The organism is Pontibacter pamirensis (genome assembly GCF_010015475.1).
Classification (GTDB): Bacteria; Bacteroidota; Bacteroidia; order Cytophagales; family Hymenobacteraceae; genus Pontibacter; species Pontibacter pamirensis.
Genome location: NZ_SSNI01000029.1, coordinates 15,647 through 35,379 on the forward strand (window position 1 = coordinate 15,647; position 19,733 = coordinate 35,379).

Below are 19,733 nucleotides of genomic sequence, written 5' to 3' on the forward strand. Positions count from 1 at the left end.
TGTATCAAAAGTTAGTGTTTCGTTAAAGTGTCAGGTTAAGTCCGAAAGAAACTGTTCTGACAAGGGGGTAATTGTTTGCCCAGTTTCCTGAGCCTCTGGAAGACTGGTTGCTTTCCGGATCCCATCCTACCCAGTCTGTGAAAGTATGAAGGTTTCTGCCAGCTGTGTATATTACAAGCCCATTGATACCATATTTATCCAAGAAGGCCTGCGGCACTGTATAGCTTAAGCGCACGTCTTTTATCCTTACATAACTGTTATCTCTGGCGAAATTATAGCCATGCGGATTTCTGTAACTCAGTGACGGAAACTCGGTGCTTCTGTTTTCAGGGGTCCAGTAGCCAACCGCAGCCGGGATGTTTCTTCTGCCGGCTTCATCACCGTAGTAGATGTCAGGGTTGCCTTTCATCGATCCTTGTTGAGTCTGCAGGAAAACACTCAGGTGAAAGTTGCTGTAATGAAACGTGTTAGTAAGACCTCCATACCACTTTGGTAGCGTAGTTCCTAAGTATACTCTGTCATCACCGGTTATTCTGCCATCACCGTCAATATCTTCAAATCTCAGGTCACCTGGTACAGCATTCAAAGACTCCGGGATGTCATCTCCTTCCTGCCATACACCTAACCAGTTATAAGAAAACACAGCTCCCAGTGATTTGCCTATAAACCACCTGTTGTTTATGTCATCCTCTCCATCGCCATACAGCTCTACAATTTCGTTTATGTTTCGGGTAAAGTTCAAGTCAGTTTCCCATCTGAATTTACCAGATTCCACGTTCACGGTGCTTACAGAAAACTCAACTCCTCTATTCCTTACTTCACCCAGGTTGTAGAAGACACTGGAGTACCCTGTAACATTTGGAATATTCCTGCTAAGCAGCAGATCATTTGTTCTTGAATTGTATACTTCCACAGTACCTCTGATTCTGTTCCCCAAGAATCCATAATCCAGGCCTAGGTTTGCCGAAGTAGTCGTCTCCCAGTTCAAATCAGCATTTCCGAGTCTTCCGGCCAACACACCAATGGTACTTGCTCCACCAAACGGAAAGCGAACCGGGTTGTACAAGGTAGCAGTCTGGTTCACGCCGATAGCCTGGTTACCTGACTGACCGTAAGAAAACCTTAATTTAAGCTGGTTTACAAAGTTGGCATCCTGCATAAAGCTTTCATTGGCAATATTCCAGCCTAAAGCCATAGACGGGAAAAGACCGTATTTATCTGTGTTTGCTCCAAAAGCAGAATATCCGTCTCTTCGGGCAGTTAACGTTAATAAGTAACGGCTATCATAAGAGTAGTTCACTCTTCCCATCTGAGAAAGCAGCGAAGTCCTGTCTCCATAGGAAGAAGAGGTTCTGTTTTCAGCTGCCCCAAGATTATAGAAGGACAACTGATCATTGATAAAGGTATTAGCATCCGCACCAGACCGGAAATAATCTGTTTCCTGCGCACTGTAAAGCCCGGTTATGTCTATATGATGCCTGCCAAAGTCTTTCGTGTAAGTCAGGATATTCTCAAGCACCCAACTGTTGGTTTCATTATTATTGGCATAAGCACCACCTACCCTGTTGTTGGCTGGTCGCCCTGCATAGCCTGACTGCCTGCCGATTTCATAGGTGTAGGAAGCATTCAGACGGTACTTCAGGCCTTCTGCGAAACCAGGCGTTAACTCTGTATAAGCCGTACCCGTTATGTATTTGCGTCTGTCCACTCTATCAGTTGTCAGGCCTAGCAGCGGGTTTTCAAACAATAGCTCGGGATTCATCGGGAAAATCTCATAGTTGCCTGCCTCGTCATATACTTGTCCATAAGGGCTCATAGCTGAGGCGAACAATAAATTAGCCCGGCCACCGTCAGAGTTATGATCTGCAAAGTATAATGAAGTACCCGCTTTCAAATAGCTTGTAAGCGTAGCGTCTAGGTTAGAACGAATGCTTGCCCGCTGAAACTCATATCCTTTCACTACACCATCTTGGTTAAGATAGCCACCTGTAAGGTAATACTGTACCTTGTCGGTACCACCAGATATACTCAGGTTGTGCTCTGTAATCTTGCCTGTTTGTGAAGCCGCATCCAGCCAGTCTGTCGTAAGGCCTGCGTTATAGTTGTCTACTTCGTAAGTATTCGGCAGTATCTGTGTTTGCGCAAGTCCCTGCGCTATCATATAGTCTTCGTATTTCTGCACATAGGCTTCCGGAGACATTGGCTCTAACCTATTAGCCAGACCTTCTACTCCATAGTAACCATTGTAGCTGATTCTTGGCTGCCCGGTCTTACCTCTTTTCGTCGTGATCAGAATCACACCGTTGGAACCTCTCGTGCCATAAATCGCTACCGCAGAGGCATCTTTTAAGATTTCAATTGATTCAATGTCATTCGGATTGACGTCATTGATTTGGCCAAAGAAGGGAGCGCCATCCAATACAATAAAAGGAGAGGTGTTTGCACTAATAGAGTTTACACCCCGTATGCTTATACCACCGGAGCTACCTGGCACGGAAGAGCCCTGCGTAATATTCAATCCTGCCGTTGTACCCTGTATGGCCTGCGTTATGTCCGTAACGGGAAGATTTGAGAGCCTTTCCTTTGGAACAGATGCTACGGAACCCGTTACATCAGAACGCTTCTGCGTTCCGTAGCCTATCACCACCACTTCTTCCAAAGCCTTGGCGTCGGCACCCATTTGTACATCAATGGTGGTTCTGTTGTTAATTTCTACCTCCTGTGGTTCAAAACCGATATAAGTGAAGACCAATGTTCCTTCACCAGACGGAACATTAATGGAGTATCTGCCTTCTGCATTAGTAGGAGCAGCCGTGGAAGTGCCCTTCAACAAGACAGTAACACCTGGCAGGGCCGCCCCGCTATCGTCTGTTACCCTACCTTGCACCGTCAGGCCCTGGGCTAATGCCCCGACAATTGATAAGAGAAAAAGAGGAAGAACCAGTACGAATCTTAGCTCTTTAAGTAAATAATGTTGCATAAATCATTAATTAGTTTTGGGTAAAATGAATTATTAAGATTAGTCAGTGAAATAGTAACTTCTTATTTTGTCCTCTTTCAGTTCAGGCAAACCCAGTGTACTTGCAGGTTGAGCCTTCATCAGTGTTAAGAGTTACAGCCAGGCTCGACCACTCACTCATATCTACAAAGAGACAGCCTCAGAGCCAATTGGACACGATGTTCAAACTTTTTTCAAAAAAGAACCAGCTATATAAATATTAGGATGTAAGCCATTTATTTAAAAGCTACAAGACCATGGCTAAGCTTTGTCTTTGGTTTGCAAGGGTGCCTTACCAGAACCTGAGGTGAACTTTCTTTTTTGCATGAAGGCTGCTAAAAAGAAAAGCCTGACACGTGTCAGGCTCCTCATTCTCTACATGTATGAAATAATTTTAAATTCTTCTTTGCGAAGGGATGCTCGGAAAGCATAGCAGCACCCTTACGCCGTAAGTCAGCAACCATGAACTACGCCTGTCTTATCCATCACCGCATTAATTCTATTGACTGCCTTGCTCAAACTTATAGTTTTCCTGTCGCCGTTCCGGAATAAAACTTTTATTCCGCAGGACGGGCAGCTGGAGGATTGCTATAACTAGTATTAGTTTTTGTCCACGTAGCGGTACATCTCAGAGGCTGCCAACAGAACTGCTCCCACTCCAAATCCAGAAGTAGAGTTCACATCCACCACCTGCCCCGGAATGGCCCTTTCCCCTATGGGCTGCACATAGCCGATCTTGCCGCTTGGCTGCAAAGCCACGGTGGTGAGGTAATTATATCCTTTGGCAGCAGCCGGTAAGTAGGCTTCTTTATTTAGATAGCCGTTGTTTATACCCCAAAGCAGGCCATAGGTAAAGAAAGCAGTGCCGCTGGTTTCGGGGCCGGGCGCATGCTCCGGGTCCAGGATGCTGCGGGTCCAGTAGCCTTCCGGTTGCTGCGATTTCACGATAGCCGCTGCCATGTCTTTATACCTGCTCATATAGAACTCCCGGTGCGGGGCGTTCTCTGGCAGGTCCTGCAGCACTTTGGCCAGGCCGGCAAACACCCAGCCGTCGCCACGCGCCCAGAAGTCTTTTTTCTCGTTTGCGCTTTTGTGTTTCGGGTAAATATATTTGGCGTCGCGGTAATACAGCTGCTCCTCCTGGTCATACATCACAGAGTCGGCATAGCTGTAGTAGTCGTAAAGCTTTTCCAGATACTGCGCATTGCCGGTTACCTTGTAGAGCTTCGTCATCACAGGCATCACCATGTACAGGCCATCCGCCCACCACCAGTAGTCGTTGTTCGGGGTGCTCATCTGGTACTCCATCACCTCCCGGGCACGGGCAATCTTTTCAGGGTCCTTTTCCTTATCCAAGTTGTATAAATCGATGTAGGTCTGGAAGGCAATCTGCCAGTCCCCGAACAGCACGTAGTCATCTTTCTCGCCGTAAGAGTATTTCCAGTTTTCCTTGTCGGCAGACTTGGCCCCCATCCATTTGTTTTTTTCGGCCCACGCTTCAGAGTACTGCCTGTACTGCTCGTTCTGCGTTATCTTATAAGCTTCCATGTTGCCGGTGTGGTAGGCGGCAACATCCCAGAAAGCCCATCCGTGGTTCGGGTTTGACTCCTGCCAATAGTTGTTCACCTTGTTTATGACATGGGCAACCGCCTCTTTTGAATTGGGTAGCAGCGGGTTCTTTGATGCCGTTTTGTTAGATGTTGCGCAGGATAGGAGCAACACAACCAGCAGGGTATAATAAGCAGACGTTCTGGTCTTCATGTTTGTCTATAGTACTGAGATTATCGTTTTCTTTTATCTTGATACAAACCCTCCTCTTTTCAGAAGGCAGGCTTCCACTCCACTACCTGTATCGGCTGCGGCGGAATATTGGCCTGGCCTTCGCCATCTACCTGCTCTACTTTCTGCACAAACAGGTTCAGGATACCTTTTTCTTTCCAGAGCTCTGTATCGTAGGTGGGCTCCCATGAACCGAGTGACTCCTGCGTCAGGTCCACGATGCTCCACTCGCGGTCTGACAGCTTGTCGATGACCACGGCAGAAGCTTTGTTGCCTCTTTCCTCATCCCGGAAAAGCATTAGCACGGATGCATCTTTGCCGGTGTTCTTTACCATCACCTGCGGCCTTGCAATGGGTATGCGCTTGGTCCCTACCCCGCTCAGGCTGAAGGGAGTTTTGCGGAAGTCCAGTTGGAGCGCTTCCCAGGTGCTGCCGTTATGGTACACCAGGTGGTACTGCGGAATATCGGAACCTGCCTCTCTCCAGTAAGTAGCAATGAAAGGATTGCCTTTGGCATCGGCTCCCATCGATGTCTGGTTGATCAGCTCACTGTTCTGTGGAATTGCCCATGCCTGTTCTCCTGTGGCTTCTGTGATGGGCAGCGTATACTTTTCTCCGGTAGATTTCTCCCAGGTTATGCCCCCGTCGGTGGAGCGGGCATAGCCCAGATCGTGGTTACTGGCCACATCGGGGCTCTCGCGCCATACCCACGACACATGGATTGTGCCCTGCTCATCGATGTAGGACTGCCAGTAAGCGTTGCGCTTCCCTTCGCCGTCAATTAGGTTGCTGTGCAGTTGAGTCCACTGCCGTGCATTGGTGTCGTAGCGGTTAATGACCATGTTACCCTGCCCGGAGCCTCCGTCGCGGTAAAAGAACAGGAGGTTGCCGTTTTGCAGCCGGTAAAACTCCGGGTAAGAAACGACCTGCTCGTTTTGGCCCGTCATGGGCATTTTCTCGCTCATCTGCAGGGCGCCGGGGCTCACGCTGCGGGCATAGTTCAGCTTGTTATTATGGTGGTCCCAGGAGAGGTGCAGGTAGCCTTTGCCATCCACCATGATACTGATGGTATTGTGAGCATCTGCTGCATTGCCTTTGAAGTCTGTCTTGCGTATTTCCCAATCATCGGTTCCGTTTCTCCTTTTGGCCAGCATCACCGAACGGTCTGCATCATACCAGGCAGTGTACTGCGTATCCTGAAAAGTAACAAGTGAGTTCTTGCGAAACACCACTACATTTACTGAATTATTCGCCCAGCCATCTGCCACGGTTGAAGTGGTAGGTTCAGACAAGCGGGTTGTTGTGCAGGAGGTGCTTAATAAAAGGGCAAAGACGGCAACGGCAGCATGCCTCCATACCATAGCAAGGTTCTTATATGTCATGTAATTAGGTCCATAGACTTACCTTAGTTGCTGTTCCGGAACTCTTCGCGTTACCGAAGCGGGATGTTTTATGGTTTTAATGAATTTACCGGAAGTCAAAGCTTCCGGCTGCGCCTTCAAACCACAGGATACCACCCTTTCTATTTCTATAAGAGTTCTGCCTCCCGCCTTTTGGACAATTTTGCAGACATTTTTACAAATCTGTTGCTTCTAAGCTGAGAGAATGGCACCAGAACGGCTGAGGCATCAGCCGTTAAAAAAGCCACACCTCATACAGCGTATTCTAAAACTGCCTCTAAAGTTTATTGTCACCATTGCTTTTCAGGTCCACGGCCTTCACCCCCTGGTGCGTCGGTGTCACTTGCCTGATACTGCCGTCGTTGTTAAACTCTAGTTTATCAATACTGACTTCCCGGTTGTATCCGGCAGCATCCCCCATGGTGATTCCCTTCGGATAATTAAACCGGTGATAGACAATATACCACTCATCCTTGCCAGGCACCTGTAAAACAGAGTTATGGCCCGTCCCGTAAATACCAGCCGCTGTGTCCTTGGCGATAACCAGGTTATTCTCCGGAACCTTTATTTTCCCCATAGGAGTAGTAGACGTGCCATAACGCACCCGGTAATTTTCGCTTCGCGTATCATCCTCAGACCATAAGAAATAATAAGTGCCGTTCCTGTAAAACACGGTGGCACCTTCTCTGAAAGTGGCATCTGGCGTCATGACTTTCGTTGTACCCGGCTTAATGGAAACCATGTCTTCATTCAACTCGGCACCGGCCATATAGCCGTTGCCCCAATACAAGTAGTTCTTCCCTGTTTTCGGATCTGCAAACACCTCCGGGTCAATCTGCTGTCCACCCGTCACGCCCTCCGGAAAAGCATCAATTAAAGGTTTTCCAGAATCCACAAAGGGACCTGTCGGATTATCGGCCACAGCAACACCTATCTTTTGCGCGGCTGTGAAGTAATAGAAATACTTGTATTCGCCGTTTATCTCTTTTTCAATGATGCTGGGCGCCCAGGCGTTTCTGTCTGCCCAGCTCACGTCCTTATGCAGGTCCAGTATCACGCCTTCATCCTTCCAGTCAACTAAATTCCCGGAAGAAAAGGTTTTAAAGTATGTGCCAGACCAACCGGTAAAGCCGTCACTTGTCGGGTAGATATAGAATTTGCCTGTTTTTTCAGAATACAGCACATCCGGGTCCGCATAAAAGCCTTCCAGTACCGGGTTGTGGGCCTCTCTTGCAGTTACCTGGTAGTTCTGTGGCTGCTGTCCTTTTATTTCGACCGTATAAGTTACCGGGCCGGAGGTAAAATCCTGTGCAGACTGGGGAGCAATGGTTACACCGGGAAAGGCGATGAATTCAGGGTCAAAAGCACTTAGATTGGTGCCCGGTTTTACAGGCAGGTAGAGCTGCTTCGCGGCCGTGTCTAAAGCGATGTTTGTCTTTTTCAGACCGCTTGCCCTGGCAGACCCAATAACATCATCTGCCGTTCCCCATTTGCCCATCAGCCTTGCCGCTTCCTCTGCCGTAACAGGCAGCACAGTGCCGTGGCGCGGATGGAAATTCATACTTACCTCTTGATCTATGATTTCGAAATGTTGCAGATCTCTGCTTTTCGTAAACTGGTATTTGCCTTTGGTATACACATCATACATCAGGATGTAGTCGTCGCTGTTGTTGAGTTTGAAAACACCAGAGCCTTCTACCGGGTCTTTCGTTTGCTGCACATACTTGTCCTGCAATTCATATCCCTCTGTCAGCTTGTCGGAAGTGGCGATTTTTATACCCGATCCTTCCCCTTCCGTTTTAAAGAACAAGTGATATTTGCCGTTCCTGAAAATGATGTCGCCATCAATGGCGGCGCCGCTGGTTGGGCTGAAGAAGAGTTGCTTCGGCGTAGTTTCCAATGCGGTGAACTCCTCATTGGCATAGGCATAATAGATTTTGTCCGGATCCTCTCCGTGTTTCATCGAAAAGTATACCATGTATTTTCCGGCTTCGGGATCGTAAATGGTCTGCGGCGCCCACACCCTGAGCAGGTCTTCGTTTCCAGGAAATTGCTCCTGGATGTTAACAACACTGGAAGTCCAGTTGATCAGGTCAGTGGACTTCAAAAGCACCATGGCCCTGTTAGAACTCCAGCCGTTGGCCGACACCATATCGGTCACCACCATGTAGAACGTCTTCCCGTCGGCGCCGCGCAGAATATGCGGGTCACGCACGCCTCCGGTAGAGCTAATGTCTGCTGAGCTAATAACTGACTTGTTGTTATTCAGTGCTCTATAGTTATACCCGTCGGTGCTCAGGGCAAAGCGAATCGCTTCTTCGTCGTTGCTGTTGCCGGTGAAGTAAGTAAATAAATACGCGCTATACTCTTCCTCCGGAGCCTTTTCCTCAGTTCCACTACTCCCACTACTTGTTATTTGCTGTCCGCAGCTTGATAAGAGTATACACGATACTACTCCAGAAAACAAGCATCTTTTTATGTAAGCTATTTTATTCTGATAACAATGCTGTTTTGTTAAAATACTATATCTCATATTTATCTGCTTCTATTACCTGGATGGCACAGCCTGTTTCATCAGAACTTGCGGTATCTGCCTGTAAATTATAAGCTGAGCGTACAGCTCTTTATTCCTGATTGATTCTTTAGTTCTTCTTCCCGGCAGCATCTTTCAGCGTCCACTCATCCTGCCATTTTAAAACAGGCTTACCGTCTTCAAAGGTCAAAGGCAACCAGATGTAACGACCATCTATGGGGTTTTTCGGACGCCACCTGTCAGCCATGAAAATAAAAGTGTCTTTTTTCCCCTGAACCGGGAGTATGAATGTGCTCTGCGACTCAAAGGTTGTACTCTTTTGCTCCTCGGTTCCCCGAACTGGGTTTCCAAGCTGTTTCCACCCTTTCATCATATGGTCACTCACAGCAGAACGTGCCGGGTTGGGTGCCCACCCTGTCAAACCCGACGTTATCATATAGTACTTGCCATCTTTCTTGAGAATGGCAGGAGCTTCATTTCTTCCTCCGGGAAATACACGGACATACTCATCGGTAAAACTTAGATAATCGTCCGTCAGCTTACTGATATGAAGCGTCCTGTTTTCTTCAGAAGAGGCAATGTGATAGGCGGTACCATCATCATCCACAAACAGTGTCATGTCGCGGGACATTTGTCCGCCTTCAAAATCTCTTTGCAAAAAGGCGCCTGCTGCTACTTTCTGCTCCCACTCCGGATCATTTTCAGTGACTTCGATAGGTTCTGTTTTATGCGACTCGGTAGCATTTTCAGGCCACACCCCTGGATGCGGGCGCAAACTTTTCAGAAAGGTATAAGGCCCTGTTACGTTGTCTGCGGTAGCAACAGCGGTGCGGGCGGCCGCATACCCCTGCCCTTTTAACTCCAGGTGAAACCACATCACAAACTTGCCTGTCTTCTCATTGTAAATCACCTTGGGGCGCTCAATCACAGCCCCTTTCTCTATGTCAGAGCCGCTTCCCTCTGCGGCAACAGGAAGCGCAATGCCTTCGTTTTTCCAGTTATACAGATCAGAGGAGGAGTAGCAGTTCACGCCCACCATGGCCTTGTTTCCGTCTTTGCCCTCTACCTTGTGTTCCCCGAACCAATAGTACTTGCCGTCGTGGAAGATAATGCCGCCCCCATGCGCGTTAATGTGCTTACCATCCGTATCCGTCCAGATTTCGCCTGGTTTAAAAGAGGTATGCGCTTTCGGTTGCTGGGCGAACGCTGGTATGCTCAACCAGAGCAGCATTACGAACAAATGGCTTAGTCTCTTCATCTACTTATATCTTTTATCAAAAAATGAAATTGGCAATCTGCTTTATCATTTATCGGCAGGCCCAAACATTACTCAGGAGGATTTGCCACTCTGTTTTTAGCTACCAGTGCTATGTTTTATCTCAGGCTTTCTTAGTTCTTTAAATAGCTGCCCTCTGTTATGTTCCTTTAAAAGTTCAGCGTTATCCTTTGCATCAGACTCCTCTTTAGACTTCTGGATTTTCTCCCAAAGTGTGTTCACCTTTTTGTCCTCCAGTTTGTACTTACCGACATTTACCTGCAGCACCAGAGCCCTTGCCTGCTCTATTTCTTTCGCTTTGTCAGGGTTATCTGCTATAAACTGCATCCAGAAAGTCTCTTGTTCCGCGTCTTCTTTGAGCACCCAAAGCCAGAAATCTTTATCATCTGCAAACTCCTCTGAAGAGTATTGTTTGTATTTTAGATTATTCATCTCCAGCTTTCCATATACGTTCATGTTTCTTATAACCAAAGAGGTCCCTTTTGTACAATTTGGACATTTTTGGCCGGATAATTTATAAAATTATACAAAAACAATAAAATTGGGAAAGCAGACACTGAAGTATCTCAATAGGAAAGGATAGCTGTCGTTGTAAACAACGTTATTACTGCTGTGTTCCACAAGCGAGCCCGAGGGAGCGGCCTGCCAATAGAAGTAAGCTTTATATACATTCACTCCAGCGGAGCAGCCTGTTTAAGGTAGACTCACCGGCCGCACCGCTGGAGTTAAGGGTGCTGATAGAATTTGGCTAGCAACAGTTCATACCGTTGTGATTTAGACCGCAGCAAACGTGGTGCTATGCAATAGCAGTTAGTAAGCAATATTGAAATTCTTCACGTTCTTTTTAAGCGCCGCCAACCCTCTGCTGACCAGTTTATAGATATTGTCGGTGCTCATGTTCATTACGCCGGATATCTCCTGGAAAGAGAGGTTCTTGTAAAACTTCAGGAGAATTGCTTTCCGCTGGTTTGCAGACAACTGCCGCAGCCCCTGCTTCAGGTAGGCCTTCTGTTCTGCTTTTCCCTGTCTGCTGATGAGTTGGTCTTCTATGGAGGCGTTAGTTTCTTTTAAAGCCGCTTCAAGATTCGAGTAGTCGTCAAACAGGATGTCTTTTCTTTTCAGCACCTCTTTGTAAATTCTCCTTTTGATACAGGCATACAAGTAAAAACGAACAGAGGTAGGCAGAGACAGGTTTGTCCTGTTCTTCCACATATCCAGAAACAGGCCGTGAATACAGTCTTCTATCAGTTCCTCGTCATCAGAGAACTTTCTGGAGTAGTTGTAGATTACCTGCACGTAGTTTTTGTAAATTGTAGCAAAGGCATCCTCATCTCCAGACTGGAACAGTTTCCAAAGATTTTTCTCTGCCTCACTTTTTGATATGTTGCCTGCTACTCTTATCTCGTTTTCTGTTTGTAAAGCTACTCTCATTGTTAAACCTGTTTTATAGATCCGAAACTTTAAACACACCCCTAAGTCCTGCTGCGGCGCTTTTTATAGGGTAATTATTTGTAGTATTTTCCCGCGGCCGGCTAAGGCTCAGGCCCTGCTTCGTACTCCGGAGCAGCAGCAGTTAGCTACCAGCCCTCTCCATGTGGCTTACCGATAGTGGCCGGTATGCCGCCGTCCATATACAGTATCTGCCCGTTTACAAAATCACTGGCTCTTAATGCCAGTAACACAGTGGCACCGCCCAACTCATCCGGGTCACCCCATTTGCCTGCAGGTGCCCTGTTAATGATGAACTCGTTGAAGGCATTTCCCTCCACTCGCAGGGGCGCTGTCTGGCTTCAAAATAGACCAGCCCTTTGGTTTGTCTTCTTTCGATTATCTTAATTCTGTTACCTGGCACTTGTCCATGTCATTGTAGTCCAGGTTCTCGCCTGCCATTCCCCAGATAAAGGTATAGTTGGTCGTTCCGGCTCCCGCATGAATAGACCACGGAGGAGAAATCACCGCCTGCTCGTTTTGCATCCAGATATGCCTGGTCTCGTTTGGCTGCCCCATAAAATGACAAACCGATTGCCCCTCTGTCACATCAAAGTAAAGGTATACCTCCATTCTCCGGTCGTGGGTGTGCGCTGGCATGGTGTTCCAGACGCTTCCGCTCTGAAGTTCTGTCATGCCCATCTGCAGCTGGCAGGTTTCGATGACGCCTGAGATGAGAAGCTTCGTGATGGTCCTGCGGTTGGATGTTTCAGTGCTTCCCAACTCCACCACTTCAGCCTGTTCGCGAGTTACTTTTTTAGCAGGATAGGCATGATGCGCCGGTGCCGAGTTGAGGTAGAACTTGGCGGGATTCAGTGAGTTTTCGCTTGCAAAGCGCACCTCCTGCGTTCCCCTGCCCAGGTACAAAGCCTCCTTGTTCTGCAAATTATAGGTAACCCCATCAGCCTCCACTGTACCAGCACCGCCTACGTTAATAATGCCCAGCTCGCGCCTTTCCAGGAAGTAAGAAGCTTTCAGAATGTCTGTTGCCTGCAGGGAGAGAGATTCTCCAACCGGCATTGCCCCGCCTGCCATATAGCGATCGTATAGGGTATAGGTAAGGCAAATGCGGCCCGGGCTGAAAATCTCTTCAATCAGGAAGTTTTCCCGCAAGGCCTCCGTATCCATTTGCTTTGTCTCGGATGGGCTTACTGCGTAGCGTATGTCTTTTTCTTTGTTCATGTGGATTTGTTTGATTTCCATATCATTCAGCTCCTGCAAACGTTTGCAGAGGCTTATTAAAAATAACTACAAACGTTTGCATAGAGGCTACAACAGCAGGCACTGCAAACGTTTGCATAGAACCCATAAAATCAGTATTACCCGCTATGGTAGTAGCAAAAAGTTTGATGGCTAACATATAGGTCATACAATATTTTGTGTTAGATTTCCCTGCCTTGAGTACTTACTTTTAATGTAAATACACTGATCTTGTGAAGGATTACTTTCTAAAAGTATTAAATGTTTTCGCGACACCAAAAAAAACAGCTGCTTTTTTCAGTAAAAAAAATGAGCACACACTCACTAAAATCTCAGAAAATCATCCTCCGGCTAAAGAGAAAATTGCACTCACTAAGGAGCCTTTGTAGCACCTGATAAACAATAATTAGCTATCGAACTATAGCAAAACCGCATATATGCTAATTAATTAAACATACTGCTACAGCACATAGCTAAACTGCACAGGCAGGAATTGTATGTTCAGAACACGGTCGCACTGAAAAAACAGGCTCTGAGTATGGCTATTGATAACTGACGTTACGCAAGAGTCCCAGCGGGACGACCTGTGGATAGAAAAAGAGTCGCACTATTCTTTAGCTCCAGCGGAGCGGCCTGTTGGGAATAGGTTAACAGGCCGCTCCGCTGGAGCTAAGGGTGATTTTAAACATCGGGATATTAACAGGTCGTCCCGCCGGGACTTGAAAGAATTACGATCTGGTGTTGCTTAAAGTCATTCAATAACTGCTGGAAGGAAAAGTTTGGCAGTTCACTTGTTAAAAGACACGGCAAGGGCGTTGGGAGATGCTATTAGCAAATGTTTCTTTCAAGTTGACAGCTTTCGGGATTAGGAGTGGGCCTACAGCATCAGGTGATAGTCCGATACTGGATAACGCAACTATAGCTACCAATAAATGAGCTTACCTAAACCACCGCATTTTACTAGCGGTTTACCTTTGCCTGTTTGATGATAGCAAGCTGGCATTTTCAGCTAAGCCTGACTCGCTTATGGCTTTACTGGAAGCTCGCGTTATCAACTCAACCGGCGTGGTGATGGAAACATAGTTGCTGTCTTCCTTCATTTTGTGCTGAAGCAGGTCCATCATCAGGGTGGCTGCCTGATCCCCCACTTCATAAGGAAACTGCTCCACAGAGGTAATAGACGGCGTGATGATTTCTGAGCGTGGGTCATTTGAGTATCCTGTAAGCTTTAAATCCTCTGGAATGTGAACCTGATGCTTTTTAGCGTACTCCAATACAGCAATCGCAGTGGTATCGTTACAGGCAAAAATGGCGTCTGGCAGAGAGACACGGGAGAAAATAGCCTCACATGTCTTCAGGGCGTTTTCTTTTGTCAGTTCATGAAAGAAAACAATCTCTTCATCTACCGGCACATTATATTCTTTCAAAGCATCCAGGTACCCATTATACCTGTTCTGATAGATGCTACACGTTAACGGACCGCCGATATGCGCAATCCTTCGGCAGCCCTGTTGAAGCAGATGCAGGGTAGTCTCGTAACCGCCGGAATAGTCATCGCCTTTCACTTTGTGGGCATCGTAGTTGGTAGGCACCCTGTCATAAAAAACGAGCGGGATCCTGCTCTTTGAAAAGATATCGAAATGCGAAAAATCAGCGGTATGCATGGCAGACGACACAATAAGCCCCTCCACCCTGGAGGCATACAGCACGTTCACCAGTTCCTTCTCCATGGCCGGCGAATCGTTCGACTGGCAAATCATCAGGTTATAGCCGTACTCATGCAGTTTGTTCTGGATGGCAGTTGCCACCGTAGACGGAAAGTATTGTGACAGCCGGGGTAGAATCAGCCCAATGGTGTTAGACCTGCTGTTGCGCAGGCTGGCAGCCAGGGCGTTATGCCTGTAGTTATGCTTCTCCACCAACTCCCGCACGCGCACTTTTGTGTCCTCGCTTATGTGCGGGTGGTTATTCAATGCTCTGGAAACAGTAGACACAGACACGCCCATCTCAGCTGCTATATCTTTGATCGTGTACTCTGGCTGTTTGCTCATTCTAGTGGATAACGTTTACTCAATCTAAACCTAATGTATGACGCGTGTTGCACTACATAATAATTCTTATTGTACGGCTTCAGGACATGCAATGTATACAAAAGCAGCACCACACCCTAAAAAGGCACTTTTTACCTTCTTCTATCTGCGAAAATAACAGCGCTTGCAGCCTCTTTGTTTGTATACTCTTAAAAGCTGACCTCTAATGGCGAAGCTATCCGTTTTGCAAAGTCAGCCAGGTACTGATCCCACGCTTCTTTTGATTTGAACTGGCCGCTCTTTTCCCAGCCGAATCCGGCATAGTATGCCAGCTTGTTATTTTCCGGGTTGGTGATAACGTACAGGTGGCTCTGGTCTTTCGTTTCCACGCGGTGGTCTTTATAATCCTCCACTACATCCGGGGCAAGCACAATACCTGTGCCTAGGTTAGAGTCATCCATCGGTTCCCAGTAGCGGAACCAGCCTTGCTCCGGGTTGGCTTTCACTTCGCCTTTCTTCTCGTGCAATGTAATTCCGATGGTGGCGTTTGGCAGGGGCCCGTCCGCCTCCAGGTGATTTTCGAAGCGTGTCATGTTACTGCCTAAGTCCAGGCTGATGCGTTTCTTTTCAGTAATGGTGCGGCCGTTCGCCTCCCACGGCGCATACGTTAGCTCAAAGACAGTGCGGATTGGGCCCTCTGCAATGGTGGTATACCCAGTGAAGTTTTTGGACACGTACAGCGAGTCGTTCTCCAGCACACCAGTGCCTCCAATGCCCCTGCTGGCCCCTACGTGGTATGGGTCATACCCTTCGCCCTTGTCTACGTGATAAAAGTTGGGGTCTTCCTTATACCCCTCATACCACTTGTTGATGATAGGGTAATTCACACGCTTCAGCCAGACATCCATACCGCTGGTGAGTGTACCGCCTGGCCTCCCTTCCTCTACCATCTGCTGCGCCACAGGCCCATAAGTCCGGAAAGCGACCCGGTCGTTTTCCCAGGTATAGTCGTCGGTGCGCTCCGGCACAAAACGGGAGTAGGTGGTTAGTTTGCTCTTTGGTTTTTGTGCGGCACCGTCCTCAGCACCTGCCAGGAGAAACGTCTTTTCCTCATTTGCTTTGATGTTTGTCTGGAAAAGAATTTCATCGACCGTACCGTCTGCATCGCTGTCCAGCACCTGCGTCACCAGCAGGCTGTCTGTCTCCCCGTCCCTGATCAGGATGTTCTCAGCACCGAATTCATTTACCAGGGCCTCCACCTCACTGGCAGGAACACTGACAGTTTCAGCTTTCCGGTCCATATCCAGGTTATTCTTCACCGTAAAGGTTTTCGAGCTACGCTCTTCCTGCTGGCAGGAGGAGAACATTACAGTTGCAAGTGCGATACCTGCCCACGCTATTTTTCTTTTTTTCAAAGTGTAAATCATTTTAATTGAAAACTTAAGGAAATACAGTGTTGGTTTTATTTAGCCTTACAGGCTATGCACGCGTATGTAATGGCCTTTACGTCTTCTAAAACATAATACTTTTAGCAACGGTTAACTGCTCCAGAACCTGACGGCATTGACCTTTGCAATTAAAATTTATATTCAAATATACTATTATTATTGGCAAGGTTTTCATGGTTAATGAGCCAAAGAAAAAAGAGAATTCAGCACCCTATTAGTAAAAGCCTTGATCATCCCATTTTTGGACATGTTCACAGCATATCTAAAGTAAAATTACTTTGCATCACCCAACAAACTTTAGCCCCAACAAATGGTTTTTAGCTAAACCCCACTTCTGACCTTACTGAGGAAGGGAATGTTGCCTTTAAAGACTGAATGAAATTCGCTAGATTGAATGAGTGATGGTATTACTCAGGGAGGTGCCTGTTAAGATATCATGTAAGCAAACAAAATAGCCGCAGAAGAAAGCATCTCCTGCGGCTATTTGAGTATGATGTAGTGTTATGATTCAAAATCCCAACACTAACCGGCAACCCTAATTCACTTAAACACCAGAAGGAACGTATTCATTCTGCCTGTTCAGCACGCTGTTAAACAGCTCCTCCCCGAGCAGATCGTTGACTGATTTGATGATGAAGTCCGGGGAATAGGCGTACTGCGTAAGATGCTTTTCTTTTGTTACGCCCGATAAGGTGAGCACTGTTGTAAAACCCATGGAGCCTGCACCCAGTATATCGGTACTCATCGTATCGCCAATCATAATGGTTTCAGCAGTAGTGAGCTGCAGCGTTTTTCTGGCCATGCGCATCATTACAGGACTTGGCTTGCCAACGCTGAATGCCTGTTTGCCTGTTGCAAACTCAAGCATGGCGACAAAAGCGCCACATCCCGCCCTGTATTTCCCGTTTCCGACCGGGCAGTTAGGGTCCAGGTTGGTTGCGATGAGTTTTGAGCCGTTCATCACCATATTAATCGCTTTGTCTACCGACTCCAGCATTATGGTTCTGCCTTCACCAATGATGACATAGTCCGGGTTATCATCCACTATGGAGTAGCCCACCTTGTGCAACTCGTTGAGCAGCCCGCCTTCCCCGATAACGTAGGCAGTGCCAAGTGCCTTTTTCGAAGCGAGAAACCTGGCTGTCGCCATTCCACAGGTAAAGATGTCTTCATCGTCTACATTAAACCCCAATTGCCGGAGTTTATAACATACATCCCGGCTTGTCCGCTGGCTGTTGTTGGTTAGAAACAGGAAAGGATAGTTTTCGCTCCGCAGCTTATCTATAAACTCTACTGCGCCGGGTATGGGCTCCTTTCCTCTGTATATCACCCCATCCATGTCTATTAAAAATCCCTTTTTCATACCTTTAAGATTAAATTTTACTTATTGATGGTTACTTGGCGAAACAATCGCTTTTGCAGCAGCCTTGTCACTTTCTGGATTAATAGGAGCCGGTTCGCTCCTTCGTTTGAATTGTTTTGAGTTAGCATGTTACGACAGGAAAAAGAAACCACCCCTGAGCTTCACACCAGAGAGAAAACTCCATACACCGGAGGAGCCAGGGGTGGGTTACCATTGTCAGGTTTTATCTGATATTAGAGGATTTCATTATTTTACCTGCACCTGCGACAGCTTTGTGAATGCCTGGCCTTTGTGGGTCCCGGACCACTCTAACCGTACAGAATTGCCTGGCTGGGGAGAGGGGAAGCCTAGTTCGGCCCAGGTCTTTGTCAGGTTCACTTTTCCTGCGGCGTCAGTTGTCAGCACTCCCATTTCCACACCGTTCGCCAGTATGGCAAGGGGAAAATTCGAGAGCGGTATAGAGTCTACTCCTACCGTGTGGTCCAGAATTCCGCTCTTGTCTAGCTCAAAAACAGTGGCCGTTACGCTTACCGGCTCACTTGCCTGGAAAGACGCTCCTTCCACCGTAATCAGCACAGGCGACTCTACCCGGTCTACGACCATGTCCTCTTCTTCACAACCCATCAGGAAAAAGCTCAGGAAGAACAGCCTGGTAAATGTTTTAATGATATCGTTAACTTTCATCTCTTTCTAATTTTAGTTGTTACATATTCAGGATGCTTCGCCACTTATTCAGCCCACCACATCTCTGTTTTCTTATCGTCTGCTCCACCATTCAGCTTAATCCCTTCCTCCAGCTGCACTGCATTTAAAGAATACTCGGAGCCAGGGTATTGCAAACGGGTTGGCAGAACGCCATCGTTCATAAAAATAGCCCTGGTGTCAGGCGCTGGTAGCGTAGGGTAACCTGTTCGGCGGTATTCGGTCCAGGCTTCTACACCCTGGCCAAACAAGGCAATCCATTTTTGGGTGATGATGTTTTCCTTAGTAGCCGGGCCGGCGGCAGCCAGGTATTCGTCTGGCATACTGAGCTCATACTGTTCAAAAGAGGCGGCAATGGCTTGCTCATAGTATTCCTGTGGGTCGCCAGCTATATCACCATCCAGGGCGGCTTCAGCCAACACAAAAAGCAACTCTGCATACGTCATCACGACACTAGGCGTAGTAGGCTCGGTAAAATAAGAACCTAGTTTGGCGCTGCCCGCGAGATAGGTCGTGGCAATGGCATCCGGTAAACCGTTGGGTACGCCAATGTACTCGCCACCCACTGCTTCTCCGTAAACAGCTAAGCGCGGGTCATCCAGGGCCTGCAGCTTGTCTACCAGGGTTTTGCTCAGGTTCCAATCTGTACGGCTTCCCTGCACCATTACCTCATGCCATTCGTTATTACTGGGCCTCACATCGGAATGCTGTAGCGCAACAATGTCGCTGTTACTTTCAAAAATAGGGTATGTCGCCGGGTCACCTAGTATCTCAACCATCACAGCTCTTGACTCGGCAGGTTTTTTGGCAGCCTGCCGGTTGGCCAGTTTTAGCCGCAGCGAGTTGGCAAATTTCTTCCAGCGGAGAACATCGCCATCAAACAGGATATCGCCTGAAATCGCCGGACCGCCCACTACCAGTTTCTCATTCGCCAGCTTCAGGTCGTTGAGCAAACCCGCATACACAGCTTCCTGAGAATCATAAGCGGGGGTATAAACAGGCGTTTCTGCCGTGCCCTGCAGGGCCTGGCTATAGGGTATCGCCCCGTACAAATCTGTGAGCAGCGAAAAAACCCAGGAACGCATCACCAGCCCGACTCCCTCGTAATTCGTGTTCGGCAAGGCTCCGTCAGGGCCCGACTGCACGATAATGCGCTGAAAGTTTAGCTGCGCATCGTTATAAAAGCCCTGCCAGTTATTTATGTAATAAGCTGGACTCATGTTGTAGTTGTCGCCTTCGTCGGAATAGATGTTGCGGGCCAGGTACTGCACCCACAGCATGCCGCCATCCAGGTTAATACGCTCAAAACGACTGCGGTGGCCCCAGAAGCGGTCGACGCTTGACTCTATGCCGGCAGGCAAAAGCACTGCCGAGCTTACCACATTCGGTTTGTTGGGGCTGATGTTCATTTGCTCAAAGTCTTCCGTACAGGCACTTGCCATAAAGACCCCGGCCGTTATACATACCGCTTTGATTAGTGTGTTATATACCTTCATATCTCTGATTCTGATGAAAA

Annotated in this window: 14 protein-coding genes; all 14 read right to left on the reverse strand. The window is 47.7% G+C overall.

Annotation, left to right across the window (positions count from 1 at the left end):
• Positions 1-22: 22 nt before the first annotated feature.
• The 14 genes from E1919_RS19485 to E1919_RS19550 all read right to left on the reverse strand — a co-directional run bounded on the left by E1919_RS19485 (position 23) and on the right by E1919_RS19550 (position 19,713).
• Complete coding sequence (locus E1919_RS19485) at positions 23-2,980, reverse strand: SusC/RagA family TonB-linked outer membrane protein (protein WP_162055098.1); 2,958 nt, start codon at positions 2,978-2,980, stop codon at positions 23-25.
• Positions 2,981-3,598: 618 nt separating this feature from the next.
• Positions 3,599-4,759 carry a glycoside hydrolase family 88/105 protein gene (locus tag E1919_RS19490; RefSeq protein WP_162055099.1) on the reverse strand — a complete coding sequence of 387 codons (1,161 nt, stop codon included), beginning with the start codon at positions 4,757-4,759 and terminating at the stop codon, positions 3,599-3,601.
• A 59-nt stretch (positions 4,760-4,818) separates the two neighbouring features.
• Positions 4,819-6,159, reverse strand: a complete 1,341-nt coding sequence (locus E1919_RS19495; RefSeq protein WP_162055100.1) for a BNR repeat-containing protein — start codon at positions 6,157-6,159, stop codon at positions 4,819-4,821.
• Positions 6,160-6,454: 295 nt separating this feature from the next.
• Positions 6,455-8,644, reverse strand: coding sequence for a glycoside hydrolase family 43 protein (locus E1919_RS19500; RefSeq protein ID WP_317168247.1), 2,190 nt, complete (start codon positions 8,642-8,644; stop codon positions 6,455-6,457).
• Between the two features lie 175 nt (positions 8,645-8,819).
• Complete coding sequence (locus tag E1919_RS19505) at positions 8,820-9,968, reverse strand: glycoside hydrolase family 43 protein (RefSeq protein ID WP_162055102.1); 1,149 nt, start codon at positions 9,966-9,968, stop codon at positions 8,820-8,822.
• A 96-nt stretch (positions 9,969-10,064) separates the two neighbouring features.
• Positions 10,065-10,442 (reverse strand): hypothetical protein, encoded by a 378-nt coding sequence (locus E1919_RS19510; RefSeq protein ID WP_162055103.1) that lies wholly within the window; start codon positions 10,440-10,442, stop codon positions 10,065-10,067.
• Positions 10,443-10,796: 354 nt separating this feature from the next.
• The gene (locus E1919_RS19515; RefSeq protein ID WP_162055104.1) at positions 10,797-11,417 is read right to left on the reverse strand and encodes an RNA polymerase sigma factor; all 621 of its coding nucleotides are present in this window, start codon (positions 11,415-11,417) and stop codon (positions 10,797-10,799) included.
• Positions 11,418-11,563: 146 nt separating this feature from the next.
• On the reverse strand, positions 11,564-11,755 hold the full coding sequence (locus E1919_RS19520; protein ID WP_317168248.1) for an SDR family oxidoreductase: 192 nt from the start codon (positions 11,753-11,755) through the stop codon (positions 11,564-11,566).
• A gap of 58 nt (positions 11,756-11,813) precedes the next feature.
• The gene (kduI, locus tag E1919_RS19525) at positions 11,814-12,677 is read right to left on the reverse strand and encodes a 5-dehydro-4-deoxy-D-glucuronate isomerase (protein ID WP_237144655.1); all 864 of its coding nucleotides are present in this window, start codon (positions 12,675-12,677) and stop codon (positions 11,814-11,816) included.
• A gap of 965 nt (positions 12,678-13,642) precedes the next feature.
• Entirely contained in the window at positions 13,643-14,725 is a 1,083-nt protein-coding gene (locus E1919_RS19530) for a LacI family DNA-binding transcriptional regulator (protein WP_162055105.1), read from the reverse strand.
• Positions 14,726-14,913: 188 nt separating this feature from the next.
• Positions 14,914-16,119, reverse strand: coding sequence for a DUF4861 domain-containing protein (locus tag E1919_RS19535; protein WP_202915945.1), 1,206 nt, complete (start codon positions 16,117-16,119; stop codon positions 14,914-14,916).
• Positions 16,120-16,696: 577 nt separating this feature from the next.
• The gene (locus tag E1919_RS19540) at positions 16,697-17,515 is read right to left on the reverse strand and encodes an HAD-IIA family hydrolase (protein WP_162055106.1); all 819 of its coding nucleotides are present in this window, start codon (positions 17,513-17,515) and stop codon (positions 16,697-16,699) included.
• Between the two features lie 246 nt (positions 17,516-17,761).
• Positions 17,762-18,199 (reverse strand): hypothetical protein, encoded by a 438-nt coding sequence (locus E1919_RS19545; protein WP_162055107.1) that lies wholly within the window; start codon positions 18,197-18,199, stop codon positions 17,762-17,764.
• 44 nt (positions 18,200-18,243) lie between these two features.
• Complete coding sequence (locus tag E1919_RS19550) at positions 18,244-19,713, reverse strand: SusD/RagB family nutrient-binding outer membrane lipoprotein (RefSeq protein WP_162055108.1); 1,470 nt, start codon at positions 19,711-19,713, stop codon at positions 18,244-18,246.
• Between the last annotated feature and the right edge of the window lie 20 nt (positions 19,714-19,733).